The organism is Spongiivirga sp. MCCC 1A20706 (assembly GCF_046524175.1).
Lineage (GTDB): Bacteria > Bacteroidota > Bacteroidia > Flavobacteriales > Flavobacteriaceae > Spongiivirga.
The window spans coordinates 141,175-167,283 of record NZ_JBEFZF010000005.1 but is presented as its reverse complement, the minus strand read 5'-3'; the positions used below and the strand labels follow the sequence as shown (position 1 = coordinate 167,283).

Genomic DNA, 26,109 nt, shown 5'->3' with positions numbered 1-26,109 from the left:
GAAACAAAAAAAAATTATTTTAATTGATTTATAAATGAGGAAGCTAAGACTTCCAGTTCTCCTTTATTCTTATTCATTATACCCGTCATTCTAAAACCTTGTAAAGCTGTAGAAATGTAAAGGGCATATGTTTTGCTGCTTTGTTTGCTGTTGATGCTTCCATCTTTTTGACCACGTTTGATGACATTTTCAAAAAGTTCCATTCCCTTTTTATCCGAATTCAGTAGCCAATTGAGAATGCTTTTATCTCCGGTGGATGCTAATTCAGTTTTGCAATTAACAATCATACAGCCTTTGTTTTCAACATCGTTGACAATTGTTTTAATAAATATGTCAAAAATCGATTTAATGGCTGATAAACCGTCTTTGGCGTTGTTCACTAAAGATTGTTGTATGCCAGCATTTTGATCTCGATATATATCCAAAGAAGCTACATACAAATCCATTTTAGAACCGAAAGAATTATAAATACTAGACCGGTTAAGACCGGTAGCATCTACTAAATCTTGCATACTTGCTCCGTTAAACCCTTTCTTTTGAAAAACTTCTGAAGCTTTAGCCAAAACCTGATTTCTATTATATTGAATTGTATTCGCCATCTATTTGAAATGAACGTTCCAAAATTAAACTATTTTTGATACACAATTGTTAAAACAACGCTAAATTTCAAAAAGGTAAAGCACAATCAAACAAATAAGATATAAGATCGTGCTTTTACCAAACTCGAATTAGCCTGCTGTTTTTGCGTATCCGTAAAGGTTCGACTACAGACTTATTGCCCTTAAACGATTACCAAATTCCGTGATATATAGTATTTTTCGATACGGATCTACCGTAATACCATTTGGCCTATTTAAACTTGCCTCTAGTACAGGGCCATCAGTTGAAGCTGCTTCTCCATTGCCTGCGAAAACTTCAAATTCTCCAGTTTCTAATGATATTTTATAGATGCGATTTTCAGCACCCACAGTGGCATATATGTGATTTTTAAAATACGTTATATAGCCAATTACGCTAAATTGCTGTACTGTTGGTATTGTCGTTACTAAATTGGTTTGACCACTTGGATTAATGCTTAGTACATCTCCCGTTATTAAGTTTCCAACGACTAGGTTTCCATCGTTGTCAAAGTCAATGCCTACTCCTCCAAATAGGCGTTCGTCCTGCGCATATACTGAAAGTTTTCCTTCAGTATCTATTTTATGAACTAGTCCTTTTAAATAATTGGCAATATAAAGATTATCATGCTCGTCTACGGTGATGCCTGATGGATACCCTTCAATTGTAGCCAATATAACCTTTGAGCCATCAGAATTTAGTTGCGTTACCTCGCCACTTACAAAATTATTTGCATTGCTAACGTAAATAGTTCCTTCTGAATCAACAGCGGTTCCCACTGGATTAATTAATCCGCTTGCTATTGTATCAAATACCTTTTTAAAAGGATTTGCTTGAAGCACCGTACTTCCGTCTCCTCCTGTTTGCACAAATTGCCCATAGTTTGCAGCGAAAACAGTACCATATACATCAACAGCTATACCATCGTTAGCGGGAAAATTATCAAATATGGTGGTTACCTCCTTTTTCTGCGGCAAGGGATTATCTCCATAACATGAAAAAAGGTTGAATGATGCAAAAAGCAATGCAGTAGTGCAAAGCAAAATAATGAGTACTCTTTTTTTTAGGATGTTTTTCATCATTAAGTGAATTTTAAAATTTCTTCCGAAATAACGCGGCTTTGAAATTAAAATCGACTTAATGGGTACGGATATACATCTTTTTAAGCACTCATACGTTTTATATAATTGCTGGGGGTTACTTTTACGATAGTTTTGAATGCTTTGTTAAAAGTAGATTTAGAATTAAAACCAACTTCCATAGAAAGGGCCAATAGTGTTTGCTTCTTATGTTCGTTATTTTCAATCTTTTTAATAAACTCTCGTACTCGAAGTTCATTTATGTAATCATAAAAACTGGTTTGGTATACATTATTTAAGAACCACGATACGTTGTTTGATGATGCCTTGAGCATTGATGCTAAACTAGATAAGGTGAGCGTTTGTTCTAGATGTATTTTTTCTTTGACAATTAATGTATTCAACTTTTTTTCTAATTGCTCGATTTCAAAATCGCTAAGGCGTTTTTTATCAGAAGATTTGGATTCTAAAGTAGGTGCTATTCTGAAAACAGTGGGTTGAAATAGTGCAAAACCAGCAATAATATATACAATTATAGATATGCCTATCCAGATAAAATTATAGCTAAAAAAGGGGATCGGATACTTAAAAAACGAGCTGCTAACCATGTTTACCATCCAAATTAAAAGCAAGGCAGAAATCATATAAAACATTACCCTCAAAAAGTGCCCAATCGGTTGTATAAATGATAGCTGTTTTTTCTCTTGTTCTAAATAGATGGAAATTTCCTTTCTGCATAAACTCCAGTAATAGATATTATATAAAATTGCTAACACTTCTATAAAAAAGAACACTGTTGTAAACTGACCTGACCGATTTAGATTGATAAGTGATTCTTCGGACAATTGAAGTAAAACCAATGAAAATATAAGATGTGTGATTGCAGGTATGTAATGAGAAACTGCTAAGGAAAAAGGTTTTTCCGAAAAATTGATCAGTCGCTTTAAATAAACGAAAGAAAGTGGACCGAAAAGAAAGATATTAATATCAACAAATGACAACCACCATATGTTTGTAATCACATGATAGGATGCGAGTGCTTTTACTGATAACATCCCCGAAGCCAATAGCAGTAGTATAGCAAGAATGCTATTGGCTCTTTTGTTTGTGTTTTTAATAGTGGATAAATAGATTGAGATACCGATAGAAAGAGGAACAGCAATGGCAATAATCAATGTAGCGACGTTTATCATATTAAAGAGAGGGTGTATCCTGCAAAACTACTTTTTTGTATAGTAAATGACGACCGTCTGTGTACATTCCTACTTTTGTTATTTCCTTTCATGATAATCAAATTATCGATAAAATACTAAATTGCAAATATGAAAGTACTGCATATTGACACTAATCATGATCTGTTGGCAAGCGGTTTAGAAGCTTTGGGTTGCGAAAATGATTTTGACTATACCGCTACTAAATCACAAATAGAAAATAAAGTTCATTTATATGAAGGCTTGATTATTAGAAGCCGATTTGCAATTGATAAAGCTTTTCTTCAGAAGGCTACTAGCTTAAAATTTATAGGACGTGTGGGTGCTGGATTAGAAAATATTGATACTGATTTTGCAAAAGAACAGGGTGTTGTACTATTTAATGCTCCTGAAGGAAATAGAAATGCTGTCGGGGAGCATACACTAGGAATGATCCTTTCATTATTTAATAAATTGAATAAATCACACCAGGAAATATGTAATGGAAAATGGGATCGCGAGGGGAATCGTGGTATTGAGCTCGATGGTAGAACCGTTGGTATTATTGGTTATGGGAATATGGGAAAAGCGTTTGCAAAAAAACTAAAAGGCTTTGATTGCGAAGTGCTATGTTATGATATTGTTGGTGGTGTAGGAGACGATAATGCTCGGCAAGTGGGGATATTGGAGTTTCAGAAAAATGTTGATGTTGTTAGTTTACACACCCCCCAAACTCCTGAAACTGTGGGAATGATTAACGCTAATTTTATTAATGAGTTTGCTAAACCATTTTGGTTTATGAATACCGCCAGAGGTAAAAGTGTTGTAACCGCGGATCTTGTTGCGGCTTTAAAATCAAGAAAGGTCTTAGGTGCAGGCTTAGATGTGTTAGAATATGAGAAATCGTCATTTGAAGATATGTTTGATGATGAAAGTCTCCCAGAAGCATTTCAATACTTAATGGATGTTAACAATGTATTATTAAGTCCGCATGTCGCCGGCTGGACGGTGAAGAGTAAAGAAAAACTGGCACAAACCATTGTTGATAAGATTAAAACCCACTTTTTTAATACTGAAAATTCGTGAAAAAAACGATTTTCATTTTTGCTGTGTTGATTATTGCGCTGCTCAGCTTATTTCAGTTGAGTAAGTACAGCATTGTGTCCAGCGATTTAAAAATAGAAATGATCATTGCTGTTATTGCAGTAGTCTTTTTTGTTTTAGGAATTTATTTGAATAAGAAGAGCTTACAAAAACCTCTTATAGCTAAAGGAGAGATTAACAAGGATCAGCTTGAAAAAATAGGGTTGAGCAAAAGAGAATATGAGGTACTTACTGAAATTTGCAACGGACACTCTAATAAGGAAATTGCTGCCAAACTATTTGTAACAGAAAGTACGGTTAAAACCCACGTATCAAATATTTTGTTGAAGCTTGATGTGAAGCGTCGAACACAAGCAATTCAAAAAGCAAAAACGCTGCAAATAGTTATAGAATAATGTTTTTACTACTAAAGTGTGAGGGTTTTAGTACTTTAGTATGAGCTGATTTGTCGCCAATCAACCTACTTTTGGCTTAAACAAAAACTAAGAAATCATGCAAAAAACAGTATTCAGGTTCGGACTATTCGCATTAATATTTGCAGCGGCTTTATTTTTAGCGGGATTGGTATTTGGCAAAAATCTAGACTTTTCTACCCAAGAAATTATTGGTTATCTGACCATTTTGGCATCCTTGTCATTTGTCTTTTTTGGGATTAAACACTTTCGGGATAAACAAAACAACGGATTGGTTTCTTTTGGAAGAGCTTTCTTAATTGGCGTTCTTATATCGGCCTTTGCTGCCTTAGGTTTTGCAATAATAGACTATCTATACACTGCGGTTATTAATCCCGATTTTATTGATGAATATGTTGCGGCAACTGGTGATGACTCAGCAGCAGGTTTTAGTAGCGGTCTTTTAGCACTAGTGATGTTTGGGACTGTGCTGATTATTGGGATTATTGTTAGTTTGATTTCTGCACTCATCCTGCAGCGCAAATAACAATTTACTTATTCATTCTTAATTATCAACTATTCATAAAAAATGCAATCAAAAGCAACCACACCAGAACAATATATTAACGAACTTCCCGAAGATCGAAAGGAAGTGATTTCTAAAATCAGAAAAGCTATTCAAGATAATTTACCAGAAGGATTTCAGGAGGGAATGGGCTATGGGATGATGGCTTATTTCGTTCCGCATTCAAAATATCCTGATGGCTATCATTGTGATCCTAAATTACCCTTACCATTTATCAACCTAGCATCGCAAAAAAACTTTGTGGCCTTATATCATTCTGGCATTTATGCGAAAAAAGAGTTATACGACTGGTGGGTAGAAGAGTATCCCAAACACGTAAAAACAAAGCTTGATATGGGAAAAAGCTGTATTCGTTTTAAGAATATGAAACATATTCCATATGAGTTAATAGCAGAATTAATGACGAAGATGACTGCAGATGAATGGATTTCTATTTATGAAGCTACTGTGAAAAACAGATAAGATTAAAAGTAATTATCTAAACTAAACAAATGAAAAATAGAGTAACTGGACTTGGTGGGCTTTTCTTTAAAACTGAAAACCCTGATACAATAAAACAATGGTATAAAGAGCACTTAGGTCTTCCAGTAGATCAATATGGGTGCACCTTCTGGTGGAAAGATAAAGAAGGCAACGATTGCTCTACTCAATGGTCTCCCTTTAAGGAAGACACCCAATACTTTAATCCGAGTAAGAAACAATTCATGATGAATTTTCGGGTAGAAAATTTAGTAGAATTACTGGAGGTATTAAAGGAAGAAGGTGTAACGGTTGTTGGTGAAATAGAAGAGTATGATTATGGTAAATTTGGTTGGATTTTAGATCCTGAAGGGAATAAAATAGAACTCTGGGAGCCAATTGATAAAGCCTTCCTGTAGCTTAAAAAAAATTACTACATTTAATATCTTATTAACCATTAAAATTAAACAACAATGTCAGACGACAATAAGAGTCTAGGAGACGATTTAAATGATATGATCGGCGATGCTAAAGAAGGAGCAAAAAAAGCAGCTGATAAAATCAAAGAAGAAACTAAAGAGTTTAAAGAAGAGGCTAAAGAAACTGCAAGTGAGTTCAAAAAAGGATTAGATGATGTTGCAGGGACTGATAACAAAAAGATTTTAGCCGGGATTTTGGGAATTTTATTAGGTTCTTTTGGGGTTCATAAATTCATTTTGGGTTATAATAAAGAAGGAATTATTTTATTGGCTATTAACTTAATTGGAATTGCAACTTCGTGCTTGGGTGTAGGAGTATTTTTGTCAATGGCAGCTGGAATAATCGGATTGATAGAAGGGATTATTTATCTAACAAAGTCTGATGAAGAGTTTTATAATACATATCAGGCAGGACAGAAACCTTGGTTTTAAAATTCACATAACAAAGTAAATAAAAGGCGAACTTTAACAGAGTTCGCCTTTTTTAATTCGAAGTATCATCGTAATATTGCAATATTACGATGATAGGTAAAAGAAGCTAAGTGTTTATGGGAACTACAAAAGTAAATATTCATCGCATTGATGATCTTGAAGTGGCAGCAATTGCAAAAGTGCTTTCTCATCCTGCTCGGGTGGCAATATTGAAGTATATAAAAGATCAAAAAGATTGTATTTGTACTGATATTACCGATGAAATAGGGCTGTCTCAAGCCACAGTTTCGCAACACCTTCAGGTTATTAGAGAGGCAGGACTCATACACGGAAATGTCAAAGGGAAAAGCCTTTGTTATTGCTTAAACAAAACCAACTTTAATCAGTTTTCCATCGTTATGGAGCAATTTTTCAAAGAGATTTTAAATAAAGGATCATGAGTACACCACTTTTACGACAGGCATATAGTGCTGAGCTTTTTCAAGAAGAGGGGACTACCTTGATCAAGTTGCTTTCACAACATCTTGAAAATCATATTTCAGAAAAGTCAGATACGGTTATTAATTGGTCAACCCCAAATGACGAACTTCGTTTTTGGGAGCAATACGCCACAGAGAGACATACAACTGAAGAGTTTTTTGGAACGGTTTTAAAACGATCAATAGCTACTCATAACCCCAAGTACATTGGTCATCAGATTTCACCAACCGTACCAGTTTCTTCTTTAGCTACATTGTTAAGTGCCACACTCAATAATGGGATGGCTGTTTATGAAATGGGAGCCGCGGCCACTGCTATCGAAAAAGTAGTTGTTAATGTATTCACTAAAGCGATTGGGTACGGCAAAAATGCAGACGGATTTTTAACATCTGGAGGGACACTAGCAAATTTAACAGCCTTAATTGCTGCAAGAAAAGCCATTGCGAACGATGATGTTTGGAATGATGGATATGCTAATAAACTGGCAATTCTGGTATCTGAAGAAGCGCATTATTGTGTCGATCGTGCTGCCCGCATCATGGGCTTAGGCGATGCGGGTATTATTAAAGTTCCGGTAAACGAGCATTTTAAAATAGAAGTAAATAAACTTGATCTCGCTTATAAATTAGCCATAGATAAAGGTTTTGAAGTAATTGCCGTTGTTGGTAGCGCACCTTCAACATCCTCTGGCATGCATGACAATTTAGAATCGTTAGCTGCATTTGCTAAACAAAACAATATTTGGTTTCATGTTGACGGGGCACATGGTGGAGCCGCTATATTTTCAAAAAAATATAAGCATCTTTTAAAAGGAATTGAGCAGGCAGATTCAATAGCAATCGATGGTCATAAAATGATGGCCACTTCTAGTATCACTACTGCCTTATTGTTTAAACGATCAAATGACACCTATACCACTTTTAGCCAAAAAGCCCATTATTTGTGGGATAAAAATGATGATTTAGAGTGGTATAATCTTGCAAAACGTACGTTCGAGTGCACTAAGAGTATGATGAGTATTCGATTTTTTAGCATTATCAATGCATTTGGCACTCAGTTTTTTGATGATTATGTGACCACCTTGTACGATTTAGGGAAAACGTTTGCTGGTATCATTGAATTAAACCCGGAATTTGATCTAGCCATGCAACCGGAAACTAATATCGTATGTTTCCGTTTTACGGGCAATTTAAGGACTGATGAAATTGACAGTATCAACCAATCAATTCGTAGGCAATTATTGGAAGATGGTGAGTTTTATATTGTATCTACTTATCTAAAAGGACAATTCTACTTACGTGTAACCATCATGAACGTATTTACTACCGAATCCCATTTTCACTCATTATTAAACAAGATAATTTCAATAAAAAATCACAGTATTATAAATGTCTAAATAGCGAATTATGAAAACATCAGAATTTTTATCCCTTTTAAAGCAACATACTGATAAGGCCTTATTGTTTGAATATAGTTCGGGAATGTATGTCGGAGCTAATTACCATATTACCGAAGTTAAGAATATAACGGTTGATGCGGTAGATTGTGGTGCGAATACCGATTCATGGAAAGAAACGGTTGTCCAATTATGGGAAAGTCCAACTGAAATAGGGAAGACAGCATATCTTACTGTTTATAAAGCATTGTCAATTTTAACGAAAGTAGACAAAATGAAATCGATGGAAAAAGATGCTGAGGTAAAGTTTGAATATGGCAATGCATTATTTCACACGGCGCACCTATTTGTTAACGATTACGAAATAAAGGAAAAACAGCTTATAATTAATTTAGCAGTTACAAAAACTGATTGTAAGGCTAAAGACACCTGTGGTGTTGATGTTGCGGAAACAGCCGAAGCATGTGCTCCGGGTAGTGGTTGCTGCTAATGAAAATTAGGGTTATGGTCAAAGAAGATTGGCCACAAGTAGCTGCCATATATCAAGAAGGGTTGGACACCGGAATTGCTACATTTGAAACAGTAGTTCCTGATTGGGAGACTTGGGATAAAACCCATCTTGAAGTCTGCAGATTAGTTGCGGTGAATGATGGTTTGATTTTAGGATGGGCCGCGTTATCTAAAGTGTCTAACAGGCAAGTCTATAGAGGTGTTGCAGAGGTTAGTATTTATATAGGTAAATCAGCAAGAGGAAGAAAAGTTGGCCAACAATTATTAGAAAACCTTATTGTTAAAAGTGAAGAAGCAGGCTTTTGGACATTACAGTCGGGAATTTTCCCTGAGAACAAAGCTAGTCTTATGTTACATGAAAAAATGGGATTTCGCATAATCGGTTACCGAGAACGTGTTGCTGTTAGAAATGGTAAATGGTATGACAATTGCCTACTGGAGCGAAGAAGTCCAATAATAGGAGTGGAGTAAAGGAGAAGTTTAATAAATTAGAAATTCTAAAAAAGATAGTATAAAAGTTAATGAAAAGTAATGTATTGGTACTTTGTACCGGAAATTCTTGCCGTAGTCAAATGGCACATGGTTATTTAAATTATTTTGCCAAAACAAAAGCAAATGTATATAGTGCAGGTATCGAAACTCACGGACTTAATCCGTATGCGGTTGCTATTATGCAAGAAGATAATATTGATATTTCTGCTCATACTTCAAATCATGTTGATGAATATGCTGATGTAAACTTTGACTACATCATTACTGTGTGTGATCATGCTAATGAAAATTGCCCCTACATACCCGGAAGTGCTGAGCGCTTGCATCATAATTTTAGTGACCCGTCTAAATTAGAAGGTAGTGAAGAGGAAGTACATGCTGCTTTTGAAGCAACCCGAAATGAGATCAAATCGTACTGTAAGAATTTTGTTCGGGAAAATTTGACTTAAAAAAGTTCAGTCTTTTGGACTGTAATCTAGTGGTAGCATATTCCCAACTCGTTGGCTGCCGAGGTCACCACTAAAGTAAATAGCGCTTGGAGGTGAGAAATTACCATAACCATCGATTATAATATACTCACTCCTTTTAATAATGTCAGACCGTTTATTTTTATACAAAATAGGTACGGTAAATTCTGGCAAAATAACTTTAGTGTTTAGCGTTTGTGGTATTACTTTGATATACGAGGTGGGATTTATTTTAAATCCCCCTTTAAAAAATTTGAATTTTTGATTTTCATAATCTTCATCTCTTAAGGTTCGCATAAGGTGTAAAACCGAACCTTGATAAGTTTTATCGCGTCTTTTTTGGTATTTAAAAACATCTTTTTGTTTATCGATATAAAAAGAAGTCCCTACATAATAAGTTTCTTCTCTCGCCAATGGAGAGAGGGTCCGGCGGTTGTAACGTACCATGAAGTCGATTAATGCAAATCGATGCTCATACCCTAGGTATTTGTTTTGAATAATGATTGGCACTTCAGAAGATGCTAATAATTTATTAGTCGTAACGTCATATGACAACCAGATATCATCTTCATTGAGTATGGTACATGACCGACCATTAATATTGTCACCCAAAAATTGTTGTTTAAATGCCTTAAGCTTTGCTGCACGAGTAAAAGGATCGGCTTTCAATACCACCTCTTTTAGTGCAATAGCTTTTTCTTTTAAGTATATCTTCCAATTTTCTTTGTTATATGGGTTTTCAATAATAATGTCTGAATACCCTAAATAACTAATGACTAAAGGAGAGTTGATTTTCTTTTCAATAGGTAGTTCAAAATATCCTTTGGGATTGGTGATTACTCCAAAGGTCGATCCGTCGAAATAAACAGAAACTCCTTCTAAGGGTTCATTGGTTTTTTCATCGAATACGGTTCCGGATATTATAGTCTGACCAATGAGAAGGCTAACGTTTAATAAGAATAATGTAGTAAGCCAGCCTTTCATTTGTCATTATTTTCCATGAATTTTTGTTCCAGCTCGGCTTGAAATTCTTCCATAACAGGTTTTACGGTGCTTTCGGGGAGGTCGGCAATACGTATGTACATTAAGCCATCAACTGCATCATTAAAAAGCGGATCAACATTAAAAGCAACAACTTTTGCATTTTGCTTAATGTATTTTTTAATTAATACCGGAAGTCGCAAACTTCCCGGTTCAACTTCGTCAATAAGCTTGTCAAATTTATTGAGATCGGCCGCAGTATCGTCAAAAATAAAGTCTTTATCAGCATCTTTTAACTTTACCTTAAATTCCTTTTTAGGATGCACGTATTGCGCAACATATGGGTCGTAATAATGCGATTTCATAAACTCAATCATCAACGATTTACTAAAGTTAGAAAACTGATTGCTAATACTCACTCCGCCAATTAAGTATTTGTGTTCAGGAAAGCGAAGTGTAGTATGTACAATACCTTTCCAGAGTAGGAATAGCGGCATTGGTTTTTGTTGGTATGACGAAATTATAAAAGCACGGCCCATTTCAATACTTTTACTCATCATCTGATATAGCTCTGGCTCAAACCTAAAAAGATCCTGTAGATAAAAACCGTCAATGCCGTATTTTTCAAAAATCTGCGCGCCTAAGCCCATTCTATAAGCACCTGCGATTAGTTTTTTGTCGGCATCCCATAAAAACATATGATGATAGTAGCGATCAAACTTGTCAAGATCAATTGACTGGTTAGTGCCTTCACCAATTTCTCTAAAAGTAATTTCGCGTAAACGACCAATCTCTCTTAAAATGCTTGGCATTTCATCGGCAGGCGCCAAGTACACCTCGTAGTTTTTGCTTTGTAGTAGCCTACGTTCATTTTCTCGTAAGACTTTTATTTCTTCTTCAATGGCATTACTGGCAACCGGAGTAATGATCTCTTGTGGAGGTTTTGGTATTTTCAATGAAGTCGGTACTTTTTTGAGCAAACTTTGTTTTTCAAAAGTATTAGAGAGCATATAGGTCTTCTTTCTCAAGAAATCGCCAAACTCTTCTAAATTTTCATAGGGCACTTGATCTTTCAACATAATTGGTTTCCCAATGCGTACTTTAATCGTCCTGCGTTTTTGTGAAAGTAATTCTGATGGTAATTTGGCAGTACGCAACGTGTCACTAATTTTCGATAATCGATAAAATAACCGACTGTTTTTTGCATGAAAATAGATGGGAACAACAGGGACCTCTGCTTTTTTAATAAGCTTGATTGCCGCCATTTCCCATGGTTTGTCAACGATTAACTTTTCATCTTTATAGGTAGAAACTTCTCCCGCTGGAAAAATACCTAGTGGGTGCCCATCTCGTAAATGTTTAATTGATTGTTTGAATCCTGCAATGCTCGATTTTGCATCCTTATGGTCTTCAAAAGGATTTACCGGCATTGTATAGGGAACCAATGGCTCGATACGATGTAATAAGAAATTAGCGATGATCTTATAATCTGGTCGCTGCTCAAGTAATAATTTCAATAATAAAATACCATCTATACCTCCAAGCGGATGATTTGAAACGGTAATATAGGGTCCTTGTTTTGGGAGTCTCTTTAGGTCTTCTTCGGGGATTTCGAATTTTATTTGGAACTCATCTAAAATTCCGTTTAAAAAAGGAAGGTCGTTAAGATGCTTGTGCTTATTATATATTTTGTTAAGCGTTGATATTTTGAGCACTTTCATCAAAATCCAACCGAAAAAAGTACCCATAAATCCGTACTTATCGGCTTTTATGGCAATGGCTACTTCCTTGGCTGTTACTAATCCCATATAGGTGGCTTGGTGGTAAACAAATATAAGATTTTGTTTGAATCGCTAAGCGGATGAAAATGCTTTCTGGTAAGATATTTTTATATGTTAAAATGGAATTATTCCATTATTTTGGAATAATTCCATAAATTTATACTCTTTTTTAAAATTAGAAATGAAAAAAACCATATTACACCTCGATCTGGATACATTTTATGTTTCGGTCGAACGGCGTAACAATCCGAAGTTGAATAATATGCCTGTATTAGTTGGTGGTACCAGTGATAGGGGTGTAGTGGCGGCATGCAGTTATGAAACTAGAAAGTTTGGTGTGCACTCAGGTATGTCCATGAAAATGGCGCGAAACCTATGTCCGCCAGAAACTCAAATTATTAGAGGTAATGCAGGTGAGTATAGTAAACACTCTGATGAAGTGACCGACATTATTAAAGACCAGGTGCCTTTGTTTGAAAAGTCGAGCATCGATGAATTTTATGCCGATTTATCCGGGATGGATCGATTTTTTGGATGCTACCAATTTGCGAACGAATTAAGAAATAAGGTGATCAAAGAAACAGGCTTGCCAATTTCTTTTGGTCTTTCAGTAAATAAAGTAGTCTCTAAAGTAGCTACAAACGAGGCAAAACCGAACAATTATTTAAAAATTGATCACGGCCTTGAAAAGCAATTCCTAGCCCCTTTGTCAATTAAAAAAATACCTATGATAGGCGATAAAACTTATCAAACGCTTAGAAATTTAGGGTTAAAACGAGTACTAACCATTCAAGAAATGCCGATGGAAGTAATGCATCGAGTGTTGGGAATGAACGGCATTACTATTTGGAACCGAGCTAATGGTATTGATGACAGACCTGTTGTTCCGTTTTGGGATCGAAAATCGATTTCGACGGAACGAACATTTGACAGAGATACCATCGATGTGCATAAATTGCGTAGTATTCTTATTGCGATGACTGAAAATTTAGCATATCAACTTCGTCGAGGTGATAAGTTAACGGCATGTATTTCTGTGAAAATTCGGTATTCTGATTTTAATACCTATAGCAAACAAGTGAGAATACCGTATACAAGTGCTGATCATATACTGATACCGAAAATATTAGAACTTTTTAAAAGGCTATACAACCGCAGATTATTGGTGCGACTAATCGGTATTAGGTTTACGCATTTAGTAAGTGGGCACTACCAAATAAATATGTTTGATGATACTGAAGAGCAACTTAATCTATACAACGCACTCGACACGATACGTAATCGTTATGGAGACCGTAGTGTAATACGAGCATCGGCTATGGGGGCATCAACTATTGGTCGTATGCATAACCCATTTAATGGCCAGCCGCCTGTAGTATTAGCGCATAGAAAGCAGTGAAATTTAACTTTTAATACTCTCTAATATCAGGTTGTGATTATTGCTTGAATCGTATAGGTAACTCAATCAAGATTCTAACGCTTTTTTAAGGTAAATTAGCAACCAAACTACCTCGTAATTAATTATTTTTGTGTTAGTACCTAATCTTGTTTTTGCATGCTAAAACAGCAGTTAAATTTTAAATTATCACAAAAATTATCGCCTCAACAAATACAGTTGATGAAGTTAATACAACTTCCTACGCAGGCATTTGAACAACGCTTAAAACAAGAGCTAGAGGAAAATCCGGCAATGGATAGTGGAAAAGATAATGCTGATGATTATGACAGTGATGCTAGCGTACAAGACCAAGAATATGATGATTATGATAACGACCAGATCAATGCCGAAGATATCAATATCGATGAATATTTAAGCGATGATGAAATTCCTACGTACCGTACACAAGCCAATAATTATAGTGGAGATGATGATGAAAAAAGTGTGCCTTATGCATCAGGAACATCCTTCAATCAACATTTAAAAACCCAACTAAATACATTCAGGCTTAATGAAGAAGAACGTAGTATAGCAGAGTTTTTAATTGGTAGTGTCGATGAAAGTGGTTACATACGTAGGTCGATCACTGATATTTTAGACGATTTAGCATTTACTCAAAATGTCTACACTACTGAAGAAAAGATTTCTGAAGTATTTGAAATCGTACAGCAATTAGACCCTGCAGGTGTTGGTGCAACAAGCTTGCAAGAGTGTTTATTATTACAATTGCGACGTAAAGAACCTACGATACCCATTATTCTGGCCATCCGCATTTTAGAAAAAAGCTTTGAACAGTTTACCAAAAAGCATTATCAAAAATTGCTACATAAGTTTGATGTAAATGAAGAACAACTAAAAGATGCAATTCTTGAAATAGAACGTTTGAATCCAAAACCGGGCAGCTCGTATTCTGGTAGTACTAAAATGATCGAGCATGTAGTGCCGGATTTTGCCATTCGTATTGTTGATGGTGCTTTAGAGCTTACTCTAAATGGACGCAACGCACCTGAACTTCATGTATCGCGAGAATATAGCAATATGCTTAAAGGGTATAAGGATTCTAAAGAGAAGTCGAAATCGCAAAAGGATGCTGTGCTTTTTATCAAGCAGAAGCTAGATGCTGCTAAATGGTTTATTGAGGCTGTAAAGCAGCGTCAGCAAACCCTATTTGTTACGATGAATGCCATTATGCATTATCAACAGGCTTATTTTTTGAGTGGTGACGAACGAAAGTTGAAGCCAATGATCTTAAAAGATATTGCTGATATGATCGATATGGATGTTTCAACCGTATCTAGAGTAGCGAATAGTAAATATGTTGATACGCCGTACGGAACGAAGTTGATTAAAGAGTTTTTCTCTGAGTCGATGAAAAACACAGAAGGAGAAGATGTTTCCACCCGGGAAATCAAGAAAATACTAGAAACTGTTATTAACGAAGAGGACAAGCGTAAACCACTTACTGATGAAAAGCTTGCTTCCATTTTAAAAGAAAAAGGCTATCCAATTGCTAGAAGAACCGTAGCCAAATACCGTGAACAATTGGACTTACCGGTAGCGCGGCTTCGAAAGAAGATATAAGCGTTTAATAGACAGGAATTTTCAAATAAGACCAAAGCTCAATACTAATTACGAAGACAGTGAAAGCATTTCTTAAATTTTTTGCATATCTGTTTCATCCGCTTTTTATGCCAATATTAGGGAGCGGGTTGTATTATTGGGTAAGTCCGCGTTATAGTCCCATTGAAATGCAGGGTACTATTCTAATCAAAATTGCAATTCTTACGATCTGTATTCCAATTATACTATATTATCTGCTTCGCAATTTGGGTGTAGTTTCCTCAATATTTTTAGAAAAGCTAGCGGAGAGAAAGATTCCGTTATATGCAAATATCATTTTGCTATTACTCATCTTGAAAATTGTCTTACCCGAATCATTTGCAATCGAATTATACTGGTTTTTTGTTGCTGCTCTGGCTACAACAACGGCTTGTTTACTATTGGTGTTTTTTAAAATAAAGGCAAGCATTCATATGATGGGCATTTGCAGCGTCACCATGTTTATAATGATATTAAGTATACACTATCAGAAGAATTTATTATTAATGATAACCACTTTGATTATTGGTTGTGGCTTAGTGGCCAGTTCGCGTCTTTCTACAAAGTCTCATAATGGATTAGAGCTCATTCTCGGTTCACTTCTGGGTGTAATACCGCAGATTATGGTTATTAATTATTGGATGTGATCTGAGTACTATAAGAGGGCACTAAAGAATATAAAACATGATACCCAATTTAAAATCTCGGGTATCGATACTACTACCATCATTTAATACTGCATTATCGAATAAGGTATTTAAACCGTAATATGCATGCACATTCCAGGTGTTATAACCAACGCTCAAGGTAACGCCATATTGAAATTGATTGAAGTTTGGATTTGAAAAACGAAGTTTTTCAGTGTCGCTTTCAAACTTATAAATGTCACTAAATACATAGCCCAATTTAACCCCAGTATAAATGCGCCAGAATACATATTTTTCTGGCGATGAGGTGCGCCAGCGATACTCAATTGGTAATTCAGCAATATGGGTAATAATCTTGTTTTTAGAAAAGTTGATGTCTTGGTCGATCAAGGCATATGTTACTTCATCCCCTTGACGGGTAATTTTAATCTCATCGAAGTAGGTGTTTACAGAGTAGCCTAGTCCAATGCCAATTGCCTTATTTCGCTTTTTGTTAATGGGGATATCTTTTATGTACCCTACAAAAATCCCATTAGAAAGGTTGCGCTGCGATACACTTTTTGGCCGGTTAAACATGATGTTGTAGGTAGCGCCTATGTAGAATTGGTCTTCTACATATAGAGAATCTGTGCCAAAAAAAGGTTCTTGTACTGACTCTTCTTCTTGTGCATTTGCGAGATTAAGCGCGAGTAGTACTGTGCATATAATGAACCTAAATTTCATAATAACGCTGTTGAAATTAAAAAAGGTATTTACCGTAAAGTAAATACCTTTTTCAAAACAAAAATTTAATTTCTATTACTGTAAATTTTGCATTACATCACCTTTACGGGTGGTGTAGTTAATTTTAAGGGCATTTACTTTTCTTAACTCTTGCTTAATGTCAGATATTAATCCCATATTGGTTTCCCCATCTACTTTAAGCGCTGTTGTAAGAACATTTCTAATCGCCTCATCTTTTGCAGCCATTTCAGCTAAAATAAATGGGCCAACCTCTTCTACGGAAGCAAATTTGTCATTTAACTGTATTCTAGAAGCTGAACCGTACTTATCTTGATATCTACTACTGGGCTTACCAGCATATATATACATGATACGATTTTTCTTATCAAGCTTAGAAACTTCACTTGCAGTAGGCAGCCTGTTTTCTACTTTTAAGTCATCGTTTTTCATCACAGTAACTGTCATGAAGAAAAATAATAACATGAAAACAATATCTGGCAAGGATGCAGTTGATACTGCTGGTAAATCACCGTCCTTTTTCTTTTTAAACTTAGACATATTTTCTAGCTTTTACGTGGTTCTGCTTCGGATAATTTTTGAGGTACCATCGCTTTGATTTCACCCAATTTTTCTTTCAGTTCATCTTTACGGGACTGAGAAGTTTTAGGATCATTGTACACTTCGGTAGCTTCTAAGAAATCCATTCGCTCGTTCGGAAACTTTCTTTTAAACTCACGATTTCTAAACAAATTATACGCACGTACTAATTCATTTTGTACGGCAATGTATGTTTTGTAATCTGTTTGGCGGTCGTTACGTAATGAAATAATTGCTTTTGTAGGGTTATCAGAAGATTCTGGATCTTTTGAACCTTGACAGAATGAACAAGCTTCATCACCGGTACCACCACCATTGTCTAGAAACTTATACGCAGCCTCAGTTAAGTCCTTCAGCTCCATAAGTTGCTCTTCTACCAACAATTGGTTGTTTCTGTTTACCTCTACGGTAAAGATATTTTTTTGCTTGATTACTACGTCTTCCTCTGGTGGTTCATTAGGTGGTAACTGTCGGTTAATACCCGAATCAGTTTCTACCGTAGTAGTTACCAGGAAGAAGATCAATAATAAGAAGGCAATGTCGGCCATAGAACCGGCACTTACTTCTGGGATATCTCTCTTCGCCATAGGTTAATTATTTAAGTACTTTCTTTACTCCAAAAAACAACATCAATATGATAGCGATCATTGCTAAAAAGTAGAACAAGTATAATCCAGTACCTACCATTTTAGAAGTTCCTTCGGTTACCACACCGTTATAAGTTTCTGCACCGCTAGAAATACCATAGGCTATTGCTGCTAAAACACCAAACACACCTAGGGACATTAGGGTTTTCTTTACTTTCTTACCGTCAGATGCAATATTGATGATAGTAAACGCCAGTGAAGCAATTACCGTAACGATTAATAGTGCATATACAAGGTTGAGCATAATATCAATGATGCCCCCTTGATCATCGGCAGTTACTAGTACCGCATATAGGACTAAGCCTAATACTGACAATACTATAACCGCTATTCTTAATATTTTTTGCATAATATATAATCAGTTTTTAGTCTTACTTCTTGTTACTTGCCAAGATGTCAATAAGAGAAATTGAGGCATCTTCCATGTCGTTTACAATACTATCAATCTTTGCGATAATATAGTTGTAAAATATTTGAAGTATAATAGCCACGATAAGACCAAATACTGTTGTTAATAATGCTACCTGAATATCTGCTGCGATTAATGATGCATCTAATCCTCCAGCTGCACTAATCTTTTTAAACGCCAGAATCATACCAATTACTGTTCCCATGAAACCAAGCATTGGTGCAATTGCGATAAATAATGAAATCCAAGAAACGTTCTTCTCTAGCTGCCCCATTTGAACACCACCATATGCTACTACTGCTTTCTCTGCAGAGTCGATACCTTCATCAGCACGATCAAGACCTTGGTAAAAAATAGAAGCAACAGGTCCCTTTGTATTACGACATACTTCTTTTGCAGCTTCAACACCACCAGAAGCTAATGCATCTTCCACGCTGGCAATTAATTTTTTGGAATTAGTTGTTGCCATATTAAGGTATATGATTCTTTCAATACATATAGCAAGACCTAAAATCAAACATACTAATACAATACCCATAAATTCCGGGGTACCAGCAATAAAATACTCTTTAAGTACTTGGTGGAAACCTTTAGGTGCTTCTGCACCAGCATCAGATTGTAAAACTACAGCAGCATTTGCTGACATTGAAACTCCGGCAATTGCCAGGATAGAGAATACTCTTTTCATTACTTTGAAATTAAATTTTGTTAGTTAATCGGGTTAAAGATATAAAAAAATTGTTAGTACAAATACGTTAATACTAGCAGAGAGGAAGGGATTCGAACCCTCGATACACTTTTGGTGTATACACACTTTCCAGGCGTGCGCCTTCGACCACTCGGCCACCTCTCTATAGTCGTTTTAACCGAACAGGCGGGCAAATAACAAAAAATAGTCGAGTATGTAAAATAAAAGCCGTTAATTTTAATTCCTGACTTGTATTGAAATAGATTTTCTAATCCATATGGTGGTTTAACTCATTTCACCTCTTAATGACGTTTCATAAATACTCTTAAATACACTTGGCTCAATCTTTTTGCCTAATAAATACATTAATTTGGTAATTGCAGCCTCAGTAGTAATATCTTTACCACTTATTAAACCTAGTCTTTTTAAATGTGAACTAGTTTCATATTGCCCCATAATAACACTGCCGCCTGAGCATTGCGTTACATTGATGATGTAAATACCTTTTTTTATGGTGCTTTTAATTAAACCCGTAATCCAAGGTTCAGTTGGGGCATTTCCAGCTCCATAAGTCTCAAAAATTACCGCTTCTAATCCTTGAGCATTCAAAGCTGTTTCAATAAAATTAGCCGTTATTCCTGGGAATAACTTTATCAGGCCAATATTAGTATTAAGTTCTGTATGAACTACCAGTTTCTTTTTAGTATTCGGTTTATGTAAGTATTCTTTATATACATTTAAATGCACCCCAGATTCAACAAGTGGAGGATAATTTAATGAGTTGAAGGCTTCAAAATGTTCGGCGTTAATCTTAGTGGTCCGATTGGCGCGGTACAATTTGTATTCAAAATAGAGTCCTACCTCACGTATGACCGGACGTCCTTTTTCTTTAAGTGATGCAATTTGTATTGCTGTGATAAGATTTTCTTTGGCATCTGTTCTTAAATCTCCAATAGGTAGTTGTGATCCTGTAAAGATTACAGGCTTTGCCAAATTTTCAAGCATAAAACTTAAAGCTGAAGCGGAATATGACATGGTATCTGATCCGTGCAAAACTACAAAGCCATCAAAACGAGTATAGTGGTCTTCAATGATCTCGGCTATTTGTACCCAGTATTCGGTATTCATATTCGATGAATCAATTGGTTCATCAAAAGAGACAGTTTCTATATTACAATCTAAATGAGAAAGTTCGGGAATGCGATCTAACAATTTATCAAAATTAAATGCGCGTAATGCTCCCGATTCAAAATCTTTGATCATACCAATGGTACCCCCAGTATAAATCAATAATATGTTTGGTTGGTTCTTCATTTTATAACTAAGATCAACATTCAAATAAGCCGCTTTTAGTGTATAAGGGCGTTTCAAAATGCTATTTGGGTTCAAATATCGCCAAACTATTGTTAAAACATGTTAAATAATAAGTGGTAATGTAACAGTATTAAAATATGCTAGTCTTTGTTTCATAGCATCAATCAAAGAAAATCAAACTAACCAGTTATGAAAATTCGAAATCTAGTAGTGTTGCCATTGGCACTTATGACTACTTTAATTTTTGGACAAGAAACCGAAACTGCTGAGAGTTCAAGTAATGAGCCAGTTCCTAAAAAAATATATACAACCAAGCCCGTTGCTCAAGATAAAGCCCCAACCATCGATGGGATTTTAGATGATGAGAGTTGGAATGATGTTGAATGGGGAGGTGATTTTATCGAAAATCAACCTGATGAAAATACGCCGCCAAGCGAACAAACGAAGTTCAAAATCCTGTACGATGCTAAAAACCTTTATATCGGAATACGTGCTTTTGATAAAGCGCCTGATAGTATTGTAAAGCGGTTATCTCGGCGTGATGGTTTTGCCGGTGATTGGGTGGAGGTTAATATTGATAGCTATCACGATATGCGAACCGCATTTTCTTTCACAGCGTCAGTGTCTGGCGTTAAAGGTGATGAGTTTATTAGTAATAATGGTAATAATTGGGATAGTAGTTGGAATCCCATATGGTATGTAGCGACCAATGTGGATGATGATGGATGGACGGCGGAATACAGAATACCCCTAAGCCAATTACGATTCGATAAAGGCGACGATCAAGTTTGGGGAATACAGCTAACGAGACGATTGTTTAGAAAAGAAGAACGTTCAATCTGGCAACGTGTTCCTATTGATGCAGCTGGTTGGGTAAGTAATTTTGGAGAATTACATGGTCTTAAAAAGTTAGAACCACAAAAACAGCGTGAAATTCAACCATACACCGTAGCTTCTGCCGAGACCTTTGAGCGAGTTGCGGGGAATCCTTTTTTAGATGGTCGTGACTCAAAAATAACCTTTGGTCTTGATGGAAAAATCGGGATTACTAATGATATGACAGTCGATTTCACACTGAACCCTGATTTTGGTCAGGTAGAAGCAGATCCCTCCGCAATTGCCCTTGATGGGTTCCAGATCTTTTTTAGAGAACAGCGACCATTTTTTGTAGAGAATGCAAATATTTTTAATTTCAACCTTTCACAGTCTCAAGCCGGAGATACATTTGGCGCCGATAACTTATTTTACTCTAGACGAATCGGGCGAAACCCGCAGGGTTTTCCAGCTACAGAAGATGGTGCCTATGTCGATGTACCAGAGAACACAACCATTTTAGGCGCTGCTAAATTTAGTGGTAAAACAAAAGATGGTTGGTCTTTTGGCATACTTGAAAGCATTACCTCGAAAGAGTATGCACAGATCGATACCAATGGAGAGCTAACCGAACAAATAGTGGAACCATTGACGAACTATTTTGTTGGCCGGCTTCAAAAAGATTTTAATGATGGTGATAGTTATGTGGGTGGAATTGTTACTGCTACCAACCGCGATGCACTTTCATCAAATGTTAGTTTCTTGCATCAGCAAGCTTATTCTGGCGGATTTGATTTTAAACACCAATGGGCTAACCAAGCGTGGTATATGGAGGGGAATGTAATTGGAAGCCATGTTCGAGGTAATGAGGAGGCAATTACCAGAACACAACGTTCAATTACCCATTTGTTTCAACGGGTAGATGCAGATCATGTTTCTGTTGATGAAACAAAGACCTCATTAACCGGTACGGGAGGTAACTTTAAAATGGGGAAAGCTGGTGATGGTAATTTTGTTTTTGAATCTGGTGCAACTTGGCGTTCTCCTGAGCTGGAAGTAAATGATATTGGGTTTCAACGTCGGGCTGACGATATTAGGCACTACGCTTGGGGAGCGTATCGGATTTTAAAGCCCACAAAAAGTTTTAGACGCGTTCAATTCAATTATAACCATTGGAGTGCATGGGATTTTGCTGGTAACCATAACTTGCTGCAATTCAATACTAATTCTTGGCAAAATTGGCAGAACAACTGGTTTACAAATTTAGGGGTTACGTATACCGCGTTGGCCTATAATAATTTTGCTTTACGAGGGGGGCCTCGCTTACGAAATTCTCCTAGACTTAGTTATTGGAATAATATCAATACCGATGGGAGAAAAGAAGTACGTATTGGATTTAGCAACGGTGGCGCTTTAGCTACTGACCGGTCGAATAGCTTTTTTAGAGTGGGATTTTTTGTGAGGTACCAACCGTTGGACGCTTTGACCGTATCGATCAACCCTTCCTATCGTATTAATGATGATAAGTTGCAGTGGATAACCAATCAAGATTTTGGCGATGAAGTACGCTATTTAAATGGGACCATTGACCAACGAACCTTAAGTATGTCTATTAGACTTAATTATAATATTAATCCAAATATGACATTGCAGTATTGGGGTCAACCATTTATTTCTAGAGGGCGCTATAGCGATTTTAAATTTATAACGAACCCAGTAGCTAGTAGTTTTAATGATCGTTTTGATCAGTATGATACCGATCAAATAAATTTTGACAATGGGACTTATAGTATAGATGAAAACACAGACGGTATTACAGATTATAGTTTTAGCAATCCTGATTTTTCATTTGTACAGTGGCGATCAAATCTTGTTTTTAGATGGGAGTATATTCCTGGATCAGAGGTTTTCTTAGTGTGGTCACAAGATATTTCGCAGTCAGGTGATCCCGCTGACGGCTTGTTCGGTAATCTTGAGGATAATGTCTTTGGAGCCAAACCAAAGAACATATTTCTGTTAAAAGCGACATATCGATTGGTATTATAGCACTGTATTTGCGTTAAGAATTAATAATTGATGTTAAGGTTTTACTAAACCATATTTGGTTTAATGATGAGGATGTTAAATTCGCCAGCAGTCAATCTAACCAAACATGAAACAAAGCGCAGTTGCCGCTATAGTAAGCGTATTTTTCTTTTCCTTTTTAACGGCCCAAGAAGAAATACAAACAACAGTTGTACCTAAGAAAATTTATACCACTAATAGACTTGCTTCTGAGACTGCTCCCAAGATAGATGGCATTTTAGATGATAAAAGCTGGGATATTGTAGAATGGGGAACCGATTTTATCGAGCAAAACCCAGATGAAAATACTCCACCGTTGCACCAATCGAAGTTTAAGTTAACCTATGATAGCAAGTTCATATATGTCGGTATACGATGCTTTGATAAAGAACCGGAAAAAATTGAAAAACGCTTATCTAGACGTGACGGATTTCAAGGTGATCGTATTACTGTTATTTTTGATAGCTATCATGATAAGCGTACAGCTTTTTCATTCACAATTACTGCAGCAGGGGTGAAAGGAGACGAATTTGTGTCCCAAAATGGTGATAATTGGGATGAAAGTTGGAATCCAATTTGGTATGTGGCTACTAATACTGATACTGAAGGGTGGACTGCCGAATTAAAAATACCCTTTAGTCAATTGAAATTTGGTAAAGCCAAAGAACAAATATGGGGTTTCCAATTGAGTAGACTTATTTTTAGAGAACAAGAGCGTTCAGTGTGGCAACGCATTCCTGTTGATGCACCTGGTTTTATCAGTGAATTTGGTGAGCTTCATGGCCTTATTGATATAGAACCGCAAAAACAATTGGAGATACAACCATTTACGGTTTTACAATATGATACTTTTCCTACTGAAGCAGGGAATCCGTTTCGGGATGGAGACGATTTTAAGTTGAACGGAGGGTTAGATGCAAAAATTGGAATTACGAACGACCTCACGCTCGACCTAACAGTAAATCCGGACTTCGGGCAAGTCGATGCTGATCCAGGAGCGATTGCTCTAGATGGATTTCAATTATTTTTTCCTGAACAACGACCTTTTTTCGTAGAGAATAAAAACATATTCGATTTCCGTTTTGCCAATCGTCAAGACAATGTGTTCTATAGTAGGAGAATTGGCCGCAGTCCGCAAGGAAGTGCGAATGTTTTAAGCGGAGAGTTTGTTGATCAACCTACAAACAGCACCATATTGGGTGCAGCCAAATTTAGTGGCAAGACCAAGAATGGTTGGTCACTAGGTTTGTTAGAGAGTGTTACGGGAGAAATGTTTGCTGAAGTTGACAATAATGGTGAGAGAAGAAAAGAACTGGTTGAACCATTAACAAACTATCTGGTTGTTCGAGCCCAAAAAGATTTTAACGAACGAAATAGTTTTATAGGAGGAATTTTTACAGCAACAAATAGAAACCTAGAAGGCTTAGATTTTTTACGAAAAGCTGCTTATACAGGCGGCTTAGATTTTCAACATAACTGGAAGGATCGGCAATATTATATAGAAGGAAATATTGTTGCAAGTCATGTCACCGGAAGTGAAGAAGCGATAGAGCGAACACAGAGAGAGTTAACTCATTTGTTTCAACGAGTCGATGCCGATCATGTAGAGGTAGATCCCACAAGAACATCACTTACCGGAACTGGTGGTAGATTCGAAGGCGGTAAACAAGGAGGCGGTAACTGGCGTTACAATGCAGGTATTATTTGGCGTTCGCCTGAGTTAGAGCTGAATGATGTCGGTTTTTTAAGACAAGCGGATCAAATTAATCAATTTGCAGAGGTTCGTTGGCAAACATTGAAGCCCACGAAATCTTTTAGAAATATAAGTGTTGGAGCTGAGCAAACGTCTTCTTATGATTTTCAAGGAAATTACAATCGCATTCAATGGGAAATGCAAACCAATTTAAACTGGATCAATAATTGGTTTACCGAAGTAGGAGTAGGGCATAAACCACGAATTTTTACCAATACATTCCTAAGAGGTGGTCCACGATGGCGTTTTTCTGATGAGAATTTCGTGTTTGCTTTTGCAGGTACTGATAATACCAAACGATTTAGGACTGTAATCGGTCATGTGTATTCCGCTGCGAGACAGAATAATTTTTCTTTTAGAAGATATGTATTGCGTTTTCAATACCAACCTTTTAATGCGATGAATATTTCAATAAATAATTCATTAGAAAACAACCCGAATAGAACGCAGTATGTGACTGAAACTTCTTTTGATGGGATACCACGTTATATTACCGCCAATATCAAGCAGAAAACTTTTTCATCAACCATTCGCATAAATTATAGTATTAACCCTAACTTATCGATACAATATTATGGTCAGCCTTTTATTTCAAGAGGCCGCTATAAGGAGTTTAATTTTGTTAATAATTCAATAGCAGAGGACCTTAATGAACGGGTTACACTTTATAACGATAATCAGATACAGTTTGATCCTATATCAAATAGATATGTGATTGATGAAGATACTGACGGATTAACAGATTATACCATTTCAAATCCCGATTTTTCATTTGTACAATTCCGCTCTAATTTAGTAATGCGTTGGGAGTACATTCCCGGGAGCGAAATATTTTTGGTTTGGTCACAAGGAGTAACTGGGTTCGGTGATCCTAGCGATACACTTCTTGGTAGTCTCGATAATGAGATTTTGGGTCAAAAACCAGAAAATACTTTTTTATTGAAGGCTACGTATCGCTTTGTGCTATAATT

The 26,109-nt window shown here is 36.2% G+C and carries 27 protein-coding genes and 1 tRNA gene; 16 read left to right on the top strand and 12 right to left on the bottom strand.

From position 1 onward, the window contains the following. Positions 1-14: 14 nt before the first annotated feature. From ABN763_RS13385 to ABN763_RS13375, 3 genes are all read right to left on the bottom strand, one after another. Positions 15-599 carry a TetR/AcrR family transcriptional regulator gene (locus ABN763_RS13385; RefSeq protein WP_410485988.1) on the bottom strand — a complete coding sequence of 195 codons (585 nt, stop codon included), beginning with the start codon at positions 597-599 and terminating at the stop codon, positions 15-17. Positions 600-764: 165 nt separating this feature from the next. Next, entirely contained in the window at positions 765-1,700 is a 936-nt protein-coding gene (locus ABN763_RS13380; protein WP_410485987.1) for a hypothetical protein, read from the bottom strand. An 80-nt stretch (positions 1,701-1,780) separates the two neighbouring features. Continuing rightward, positions 1,781-2,890, bottom strand: coding sequence for a helix-turn-helix domain-containing protein (locus tag ABN763_RS13375; protein WP_410485986.1), 1,110 nt, complete (start codon positions 2,888-2,890; stop codon positions 1,781-1,783). Between the two features lie 129 nt (positions 2,891-3,019). Here ABN763_RS13375 and ABN763_RS13370 point away from each other — a divergent pair, with 129 nt between their 5' ends. The 11 genes from ABN763_RS13370 to ABN763_RS13320 all read left to right on the top strand — a co-directional run bounded on the left by ABN763_RS13370 (position 3,020) and on the right by ABN763_RS13320 (position 9,666). Next, the gene (locus ABN763_RS13370; RefSeq protein WP_410485985.1) at positions 3,020-3,973 is read left to right on the top strand and encodes a 2-hydroxyacid dehydrogenase; all 954 of its coding nucleotides are present in this window, start codon (positions 3,020-3,022) and stop codon (positions 3,971-3,973) included. Then, positions 3,970-4,386: a response regulator transcription factor gene (locus ABN763_RS13365; protein ID WP_410485984.1), complete on the top strand. Its 417-nt coding sequence runs from the start codon at positions 3,970-3,972 to the stop codon at positions 4,384-4,386. Before ABN763_RS13370 ends, ABN763_RS13365 begins: the two co-directional genes overlap by 4 nt. A gap of 97 nt (positions 4,387-4,483) precedes the next feature. Then, a complete protein-coding gene (locus ABN763_RS13360; RefSeq protein WP_410485983.1) occupies positions 4,484-4,930 on the top strand; it encodes a DUF4199 domain-containing protein in 447 nt (148 codons plus the stop codon). Between the two features lie 42 nt (positions 4,931-4,972). Continuing rightward, on the top strand, positions 4,973-5,431 hold the full coding sequence (locus ABN763_RS13355; protein ID WP_410485982.1) for a DUF1801 domain-containing protein: 459 nt from the start codon (positions 4,973-4,975) through the stop codon (positions 5,429-5,431). Positions 5,432-5,460: 29 nt separating this feature from the next. Beyond that, positions 5,461-5,847, top strand: a complete 387-nt coding sequence (locus ABN763_RS13350; RefSeq protein WP_410485981.1) for a VOC family protein — start codon at positions 5,461-5,463, stop codon at positions 5,845-5,847. A 54-nt stretch (positions 5,848-5,901) separates the two neighbouring features. After that, positions 5,902-6,339, top strand: coding sequence for a TM2 domain-containing protein (locus tag ABN763_RS13345; RefSeq protein WP_410485980.1), 438 nt, complete (start codon positions 5,902-5,904; stop codon positions 6,337-6,339). A 116-nt stretch (positions 6,340-6,455) separates the two neighbouring features. Beyond that, on the top strand, positions 6,456-6,779 hold the full coding sequence (locus ABN763_RS13340) for an ArsR/SmtB family transcription factor (protein WP_410485979.1): 324 nt from the start codon (positions 6,456-6,458) through the stop codon (positions 6,777-6,779). Further along, positions 6,776-8,215, top strand: a complete 1,440-nt coding sequence (locus ABN763_RS13335; RefSeq protein WP_410485978.1) for a pyridoxal phosphate-dependent decarboxylase family protein — start codon at positions 6,776-6,778, stop codon at positions 8,213-8,215. The genes ABN763_RS13340 and ABN763_RS13335 overlap by 4 nt, the downstream gene beginning before the upstream one ends. 10 nt (positions 8,216-8,225) lie before the next feature. Continuing rightward, a complete protein-coding gene (locus tag ABN763_RS13330) occupies positions 8,226-8,705 on the top strand; it encodes a DUF6428 family protein (RefSeq protein WP_410485977.1) in 480 nt (159 codons plus the stop codon). Between the two features lie 14 nt (positions 8,706-8,719). Continuing rightward, the gene (locus tag ABN763_RS13325; protein WP_410485976.1) at positions 8,720-9,196 is read left to right on the top strand and encodes a GNAT family N-acetyltransferase; all 477 of its coding nucleotides are present in this window, start codon (positions 8,720-8,722) and stop codon (positions 9,194-9,196) included. 50 nt (positions 9,197-9,246) lie between these two features. Beyond that, on the top strand, positions 9,247-9,666 hold the full coding sequence (locus tag ABN763_RS13320) for an arsenate reductase ArsC (RefSeq protein WP_410485975.1): 420 nt from the start codon (positions 9,247-9,249) through the stop codon (positions 9,664-9,666). A gap of 6 nt (positions 9,667-9,672) precedes the next feature. On the opposite strand, the gene ABN763_RS13315 is transcribed toward ABN763_RS13320, so the two are convergent. Next, entirely contained in the window at positions 9,673-10,668 is a 996-nt protein-coding gene (locus ABN763_RS13315; protein ID WP_410485974.1) for a carboxypeptidase-like regulatory domain-containing protein, read from the bottom strand. Continuing rightward, positions 10,665-12,473, bottom strand: coding sequence for a GNAT family N-acyltransferase (locus tag ABN763_RS13310; RefSeq protein ID WP_410485973.1), 1,809 nt, complete (start codon positions 12,471-12,473; stop codon positions 10,665-10,667). Before ABN763_RS13310 ends, ABN763_RS13315 begins: the two co-directional genes overlap by 4 nt. A 154-nt stretch (positions 12,474-12,627) precedes the next feature. Between ABN763_RS13310 and dinB the strand changes: the two genes are divergently transcribed. The 3 genes from dinB (at position 12,628) to ABN763_RS13295 (ending at position 16,130) form a co-directional block, all read left to right on the top strand. Then, positions 12,628-13,845: a DNA polymerase IV gene (dinB, locus tag ABN763_RS13305; RefSeq protein WP_410485972.1), complete on the top strand. Its 1,218-nt coding sequence runs from the start codon at positions 12,628-12,630 to the stop codon at positions 13,843-13,845. Positions 13,846-14,001: 156 nt separating this feature from the next. Then, positions 14,002-15,465: an RNA polymerase factor sigma-54 gene (gene rpoN / locus ABN763_RS13300; protein ID WP_410485971.1), complete on the top strand. Its 1,464-nt coding sequence runs from the start codon at positions 14,002-14,004 to the stop codon at positions 15,463-15,465. Positions 15,466-15,524: 59 nt separating this feature from the next. After that, the gene (locus tag ABN763_RS13295; RefSeq protein ID WP_410485970.1) at positions 15,525-16,130 is read left to right on the top strand and encodes a hypothetical protein; all 606 of its coding nucleotides are present in this window, start codon (positions 15,525-15,527) and stop codon (positions 16,128-16,130) included. Positions 16,131-16,151: 21 nt separating this feature from the next. On the opposite strand, the gene ABN763_RS13290 is transcribed toward ABN763_RS13295, so the two are convergent. The 7 genes from ABN763_RS13290 to ABN763_RS13260 form a co-directional block, all read right to left on the bottom strand. Further along, positions 16,152-16,853 (bottom strand): porin family protein, encoded by a 702-nt coding sequence (locus ABN763_RS13290; RefSeq protein WP_410485969.1) that lies wholly within the window; start codon positions 16,851-16,853, stop codon positions 16,152-16,154. A gap of 75 nt (positions 16,854-16,928) precedes the next feature. After that, positions 16,929-17,411 carry an ExbD/TolR family protein gene (locus tag ABN763_RS13285; protein ID WP_410485968.1) on the bottom strand — a complete coding sequence of 161 codons (483 nt, stop codon included), beginning with the start codon at positions 17,409-17,411 and terminating at the stop codon, positions 16,929-16,931. 5 nt (positions 17,412-17,416) lie between these two features. Continuing rightward, positions 17,417-18,037 (bottom strand): ExbD/TolR family protein, encoded by a 621-nt coding sequence (locus ABN763_RS13280; RefSeq protein ID WP_410485967.1) that lies wholly within the window; start codon positions 18,035-18,037, stop codon positions 17,417-17,419. Between the two features lie 7 nt (positions 18,038-18,044). Continuing rightward, positions 18,045-18,446, bottom strand: a complete 402-nt coding sequence (locus ABN763_RS13275) for a hypothetical protein (RefSeq protein WP_410485966.1) — start codon at positions 18,444-18,446, stop codon at positions 18,045-18,047. A 22-nt stretch (positions 18,447-18,468) separates the two neighbouring features. Continuing rightward, entirely contained in the window at positions 18,469-19,194 is a 726-nt protein-coding gene (locus tag ABN763_RS13270) for a MotA/TolQ/ExbB proton channel family protein (RefSeq protein ID WP_410485965.1), read from the bottom strand. Between the two features lie 77 nt (positions 19,195-19,271). Further along, a tRNA-Ser gene (locus tag ABN763_RS13265) sits at positions 19,272-19,359 on the bottom strand. Between the two features lie 120 nt (positions 19,360-19,479). After that, complete coding sequence (locus ABN763_RS13260) at positions 19,480-20,508, bottom strand: asparaginase (RefSeq protein WP_410485964.1); 1,029 nt, start codon at positions 20,506-20,508, stop codon at positions 19,480-19,482. Positions 20,509-20,697: 189 nt separating this feature from the next. On the opposite strand from ABN763_RS13260, the gene ABN763_RS13255 reads away from it, so the two are divergent. Together ABN763_RS13255 and ABN763_RS13250 are read left to right on the top strand one after the other, a co-directional pair. Further along, positions 20,698-23,367 (top strand): DUF5916 domain-containing protein, encoded by a 2,670-nt coding sequence (locus tag ABN763_RS13255; RefSeq protein ID WP_410485963.1) that lies wholly within the window; start codon positions 20,698-20,700, stop codon positions 23,365-23,367. A gap of 106 nt (positions 23,368-23,473) precedes the next feature. Beyond that, entirely contained in the window at positions 23,474-26,107 is a 2,634-nt protein-coding gene (locus tag ABN763_RS13250) for a DUF5916 domain-containing protein (RefSeq protein WP_410485962.1), read from the top strand. The last annotated feature ends 2 nt before the right edge of the window (positions 26,108-26,109 follow it).

What these genes read in the sequence shown, in the direction of transcription:
- ABN763_RS13260 (WP_410485964.1), bottom strand. Translation starts at nt 20,508, where the DNA reads ATGAAGAACCAACCAAACATATTATTGATTTATACTGGGGGTACCATT.
- ABN763_RS13315 (WP_410485974.1), bottom strand. Translation starts at nt 10,668, where the DNA reads ATGAAAGGCTGGCTTACTACATTATTCTTATTAAACGTTAGCCTTCTC.
- ABN763_RS13355 (WP_410485982.1), top strand. Translation starts at nt 4,973, where the DNA reads ATGCAATCAAAAGCAACCACACCAGAACAATATATTAACGAACTTCCC.
- ABN763_RS13370 (WP_410485985.1), top strand. Translation starts at nt 3,020, where the DNA reads ATGAAAGTACTGCATATTGACACTAATCATGATCTGTTGGCAAGCGGT.
- ABN763_RS13345 (WP_410485980.1), top strand. Translation starts at nt 5,902, where the DNA reads ATGTCAGACGACAATAAGAGTCTAGGAGACGATTTAAATGATATGATC.
- ABN763_RS13330 (WP_410485977.1), top strand. Translation starts at nt 8,226, where the DNA reads ATGAAAACATCAGAATTTTTATCCCTTTTAAAGCAACATACTGATAAG.
- ABN763_RS13320 (WP_410485975.1), top strand. Translation starts at nt 9,247, where the DNA reads ATGAAAAGTAATGTATTGGTACTTTGTACCGGAAATTCTTGCCGTAGT.
- rpoN (WP_410485971.1), top strand. Translation starts at nt 14,002, where the DNA reads ATGCTAAAACAGCAGTTAAATTTTAAATTATCACAAAAATTATCGCCT.
- ABN763_RS13350 (WP_410485981.1), top strand. Translation starts at nt 5,461, where the DNA reads ATGAAAAATAGAGTAACTGGACTTGGTGGGCTTTTCTTTAAAACTGAA.
- ABN763_RS13275 (WP_410485966.1), bottom strand. Translation starts at nt 18,446, where the DNA reads ATGCAAAAAATATTAAGAATAGCGGTTATAGTATTGTCAGTATTAGGC.
- ABN763_RS13310 (WP_410485973.1), bottom strand. Translation starts at nt 12,473, where the DNA reads ATGGGATTAGTAACAGCCAAGGAAGTAGCCATTGCCATAAAAGCCGAT.
- ABN763_RS13290 (WP_410485969.1), bottom strand. Translation starts at nt 16,853, where the DNA reads ATGAAATTTAGGTTCATTATATGCACAGTACTACTCGCGCTTAATCTC.
- ABN763_RS13255 (WP_410485963.1), top strand. Translation starts at nt 20,698, where the DNA reads ATGAAAATTCGAAATCTAGTAGTGTTGCCATTGGCACTTATGACTACT.
- dinB (WP_410485972.1), top strand. Translation starts at nt 12,628, where the DNA reads ATGAAAAAAACCATATTACACCTCGATCTGGATACATTTTATGTTTCG.
- ABN763_RS13340 (WP_410485979.1), top strand. Translation starts at nt 6,456, where the DNA reads ATGGGAACTACAAAAGTAAATATTCATCGCATTGATGATCTTGAAGTG.
- ABN763_RS13385 (WP_410485988.1), bottom strand. Translation starts at nt 599, where the DNA reads ATGGCGAATACAATTCAATATAATAGAAATCAGGTTTTGGCTAAAGCT.
- ABN763_RS13335 (WP_410485978.1), top strand. Translation starts at nt 6,776, where the DNA reads ATGAGTACACCACTTTTACGACAGGCATATAGTGCTGAGCTTTTTCAA.
- ABN763_RS13380 (WP_410485987.1), bottom strand. Translation starts at nt 1,700, where the DNA reads ATGATGAAAAACATCCTAAAAAAAAGAGTACTCATTATTTTGCTTTGC.
- ABN763_RS13280 (WP_410485967.1), bottom strand. Translation starts at nt 18,037, where the DNA reads ATGGCGAAGAGAGATATCCCAGAAGTAAGTGCCGGTTCTATGGCCGAC.
- ABN763_RS13270 (WP_410485965.1), bottom strand. Translation starts at nt 19,194, where the DNA reads ATGAAAAGAGTATTCTCTATCCTGGCAATTGCCGGAGTTTCAATGTCA.
- ABN763_RS13360 (WP_410485983.1), top strand. Translation starts at nt 4,484, where the DNA reads ATGCAAAAAACAGTATTCAGGTTCGGACTATTCGCATTAATATTTGCA.
- ABN763_RS13375 (WP_410485986.1), bottom strand. Translation starts at nt 2,890, where the DNA reads ATGATAAACGTCGCTACATTGATTATTGCCATTGCTGTTCCTCTTTCT.
- ABN763_RS13250 (WP_410485962.1), top strand. Translation starts at nt 23,474, where the DNA reads ATGAAACAAAGCGCAGTTGCCGCTATAGTAAGCGTATTTTTCTTTTCC.
- ABN763_RS13285 (WP_410485968.1), bottom strand. Translation starts at nt 17,411, where the DNA reads ATGTCTAAGTTTAAAAAGAAAAAGGACGGTGATTTACCAGCAGTATCA.
- ABN763_RS13325 (WP_410485976.1), top strand. Translation starts at nt 8,720, where the DNA reads ATGGTCAAAGAAGATTGGCCACAAGTAGCTGCCATATATCAAGAAGGG.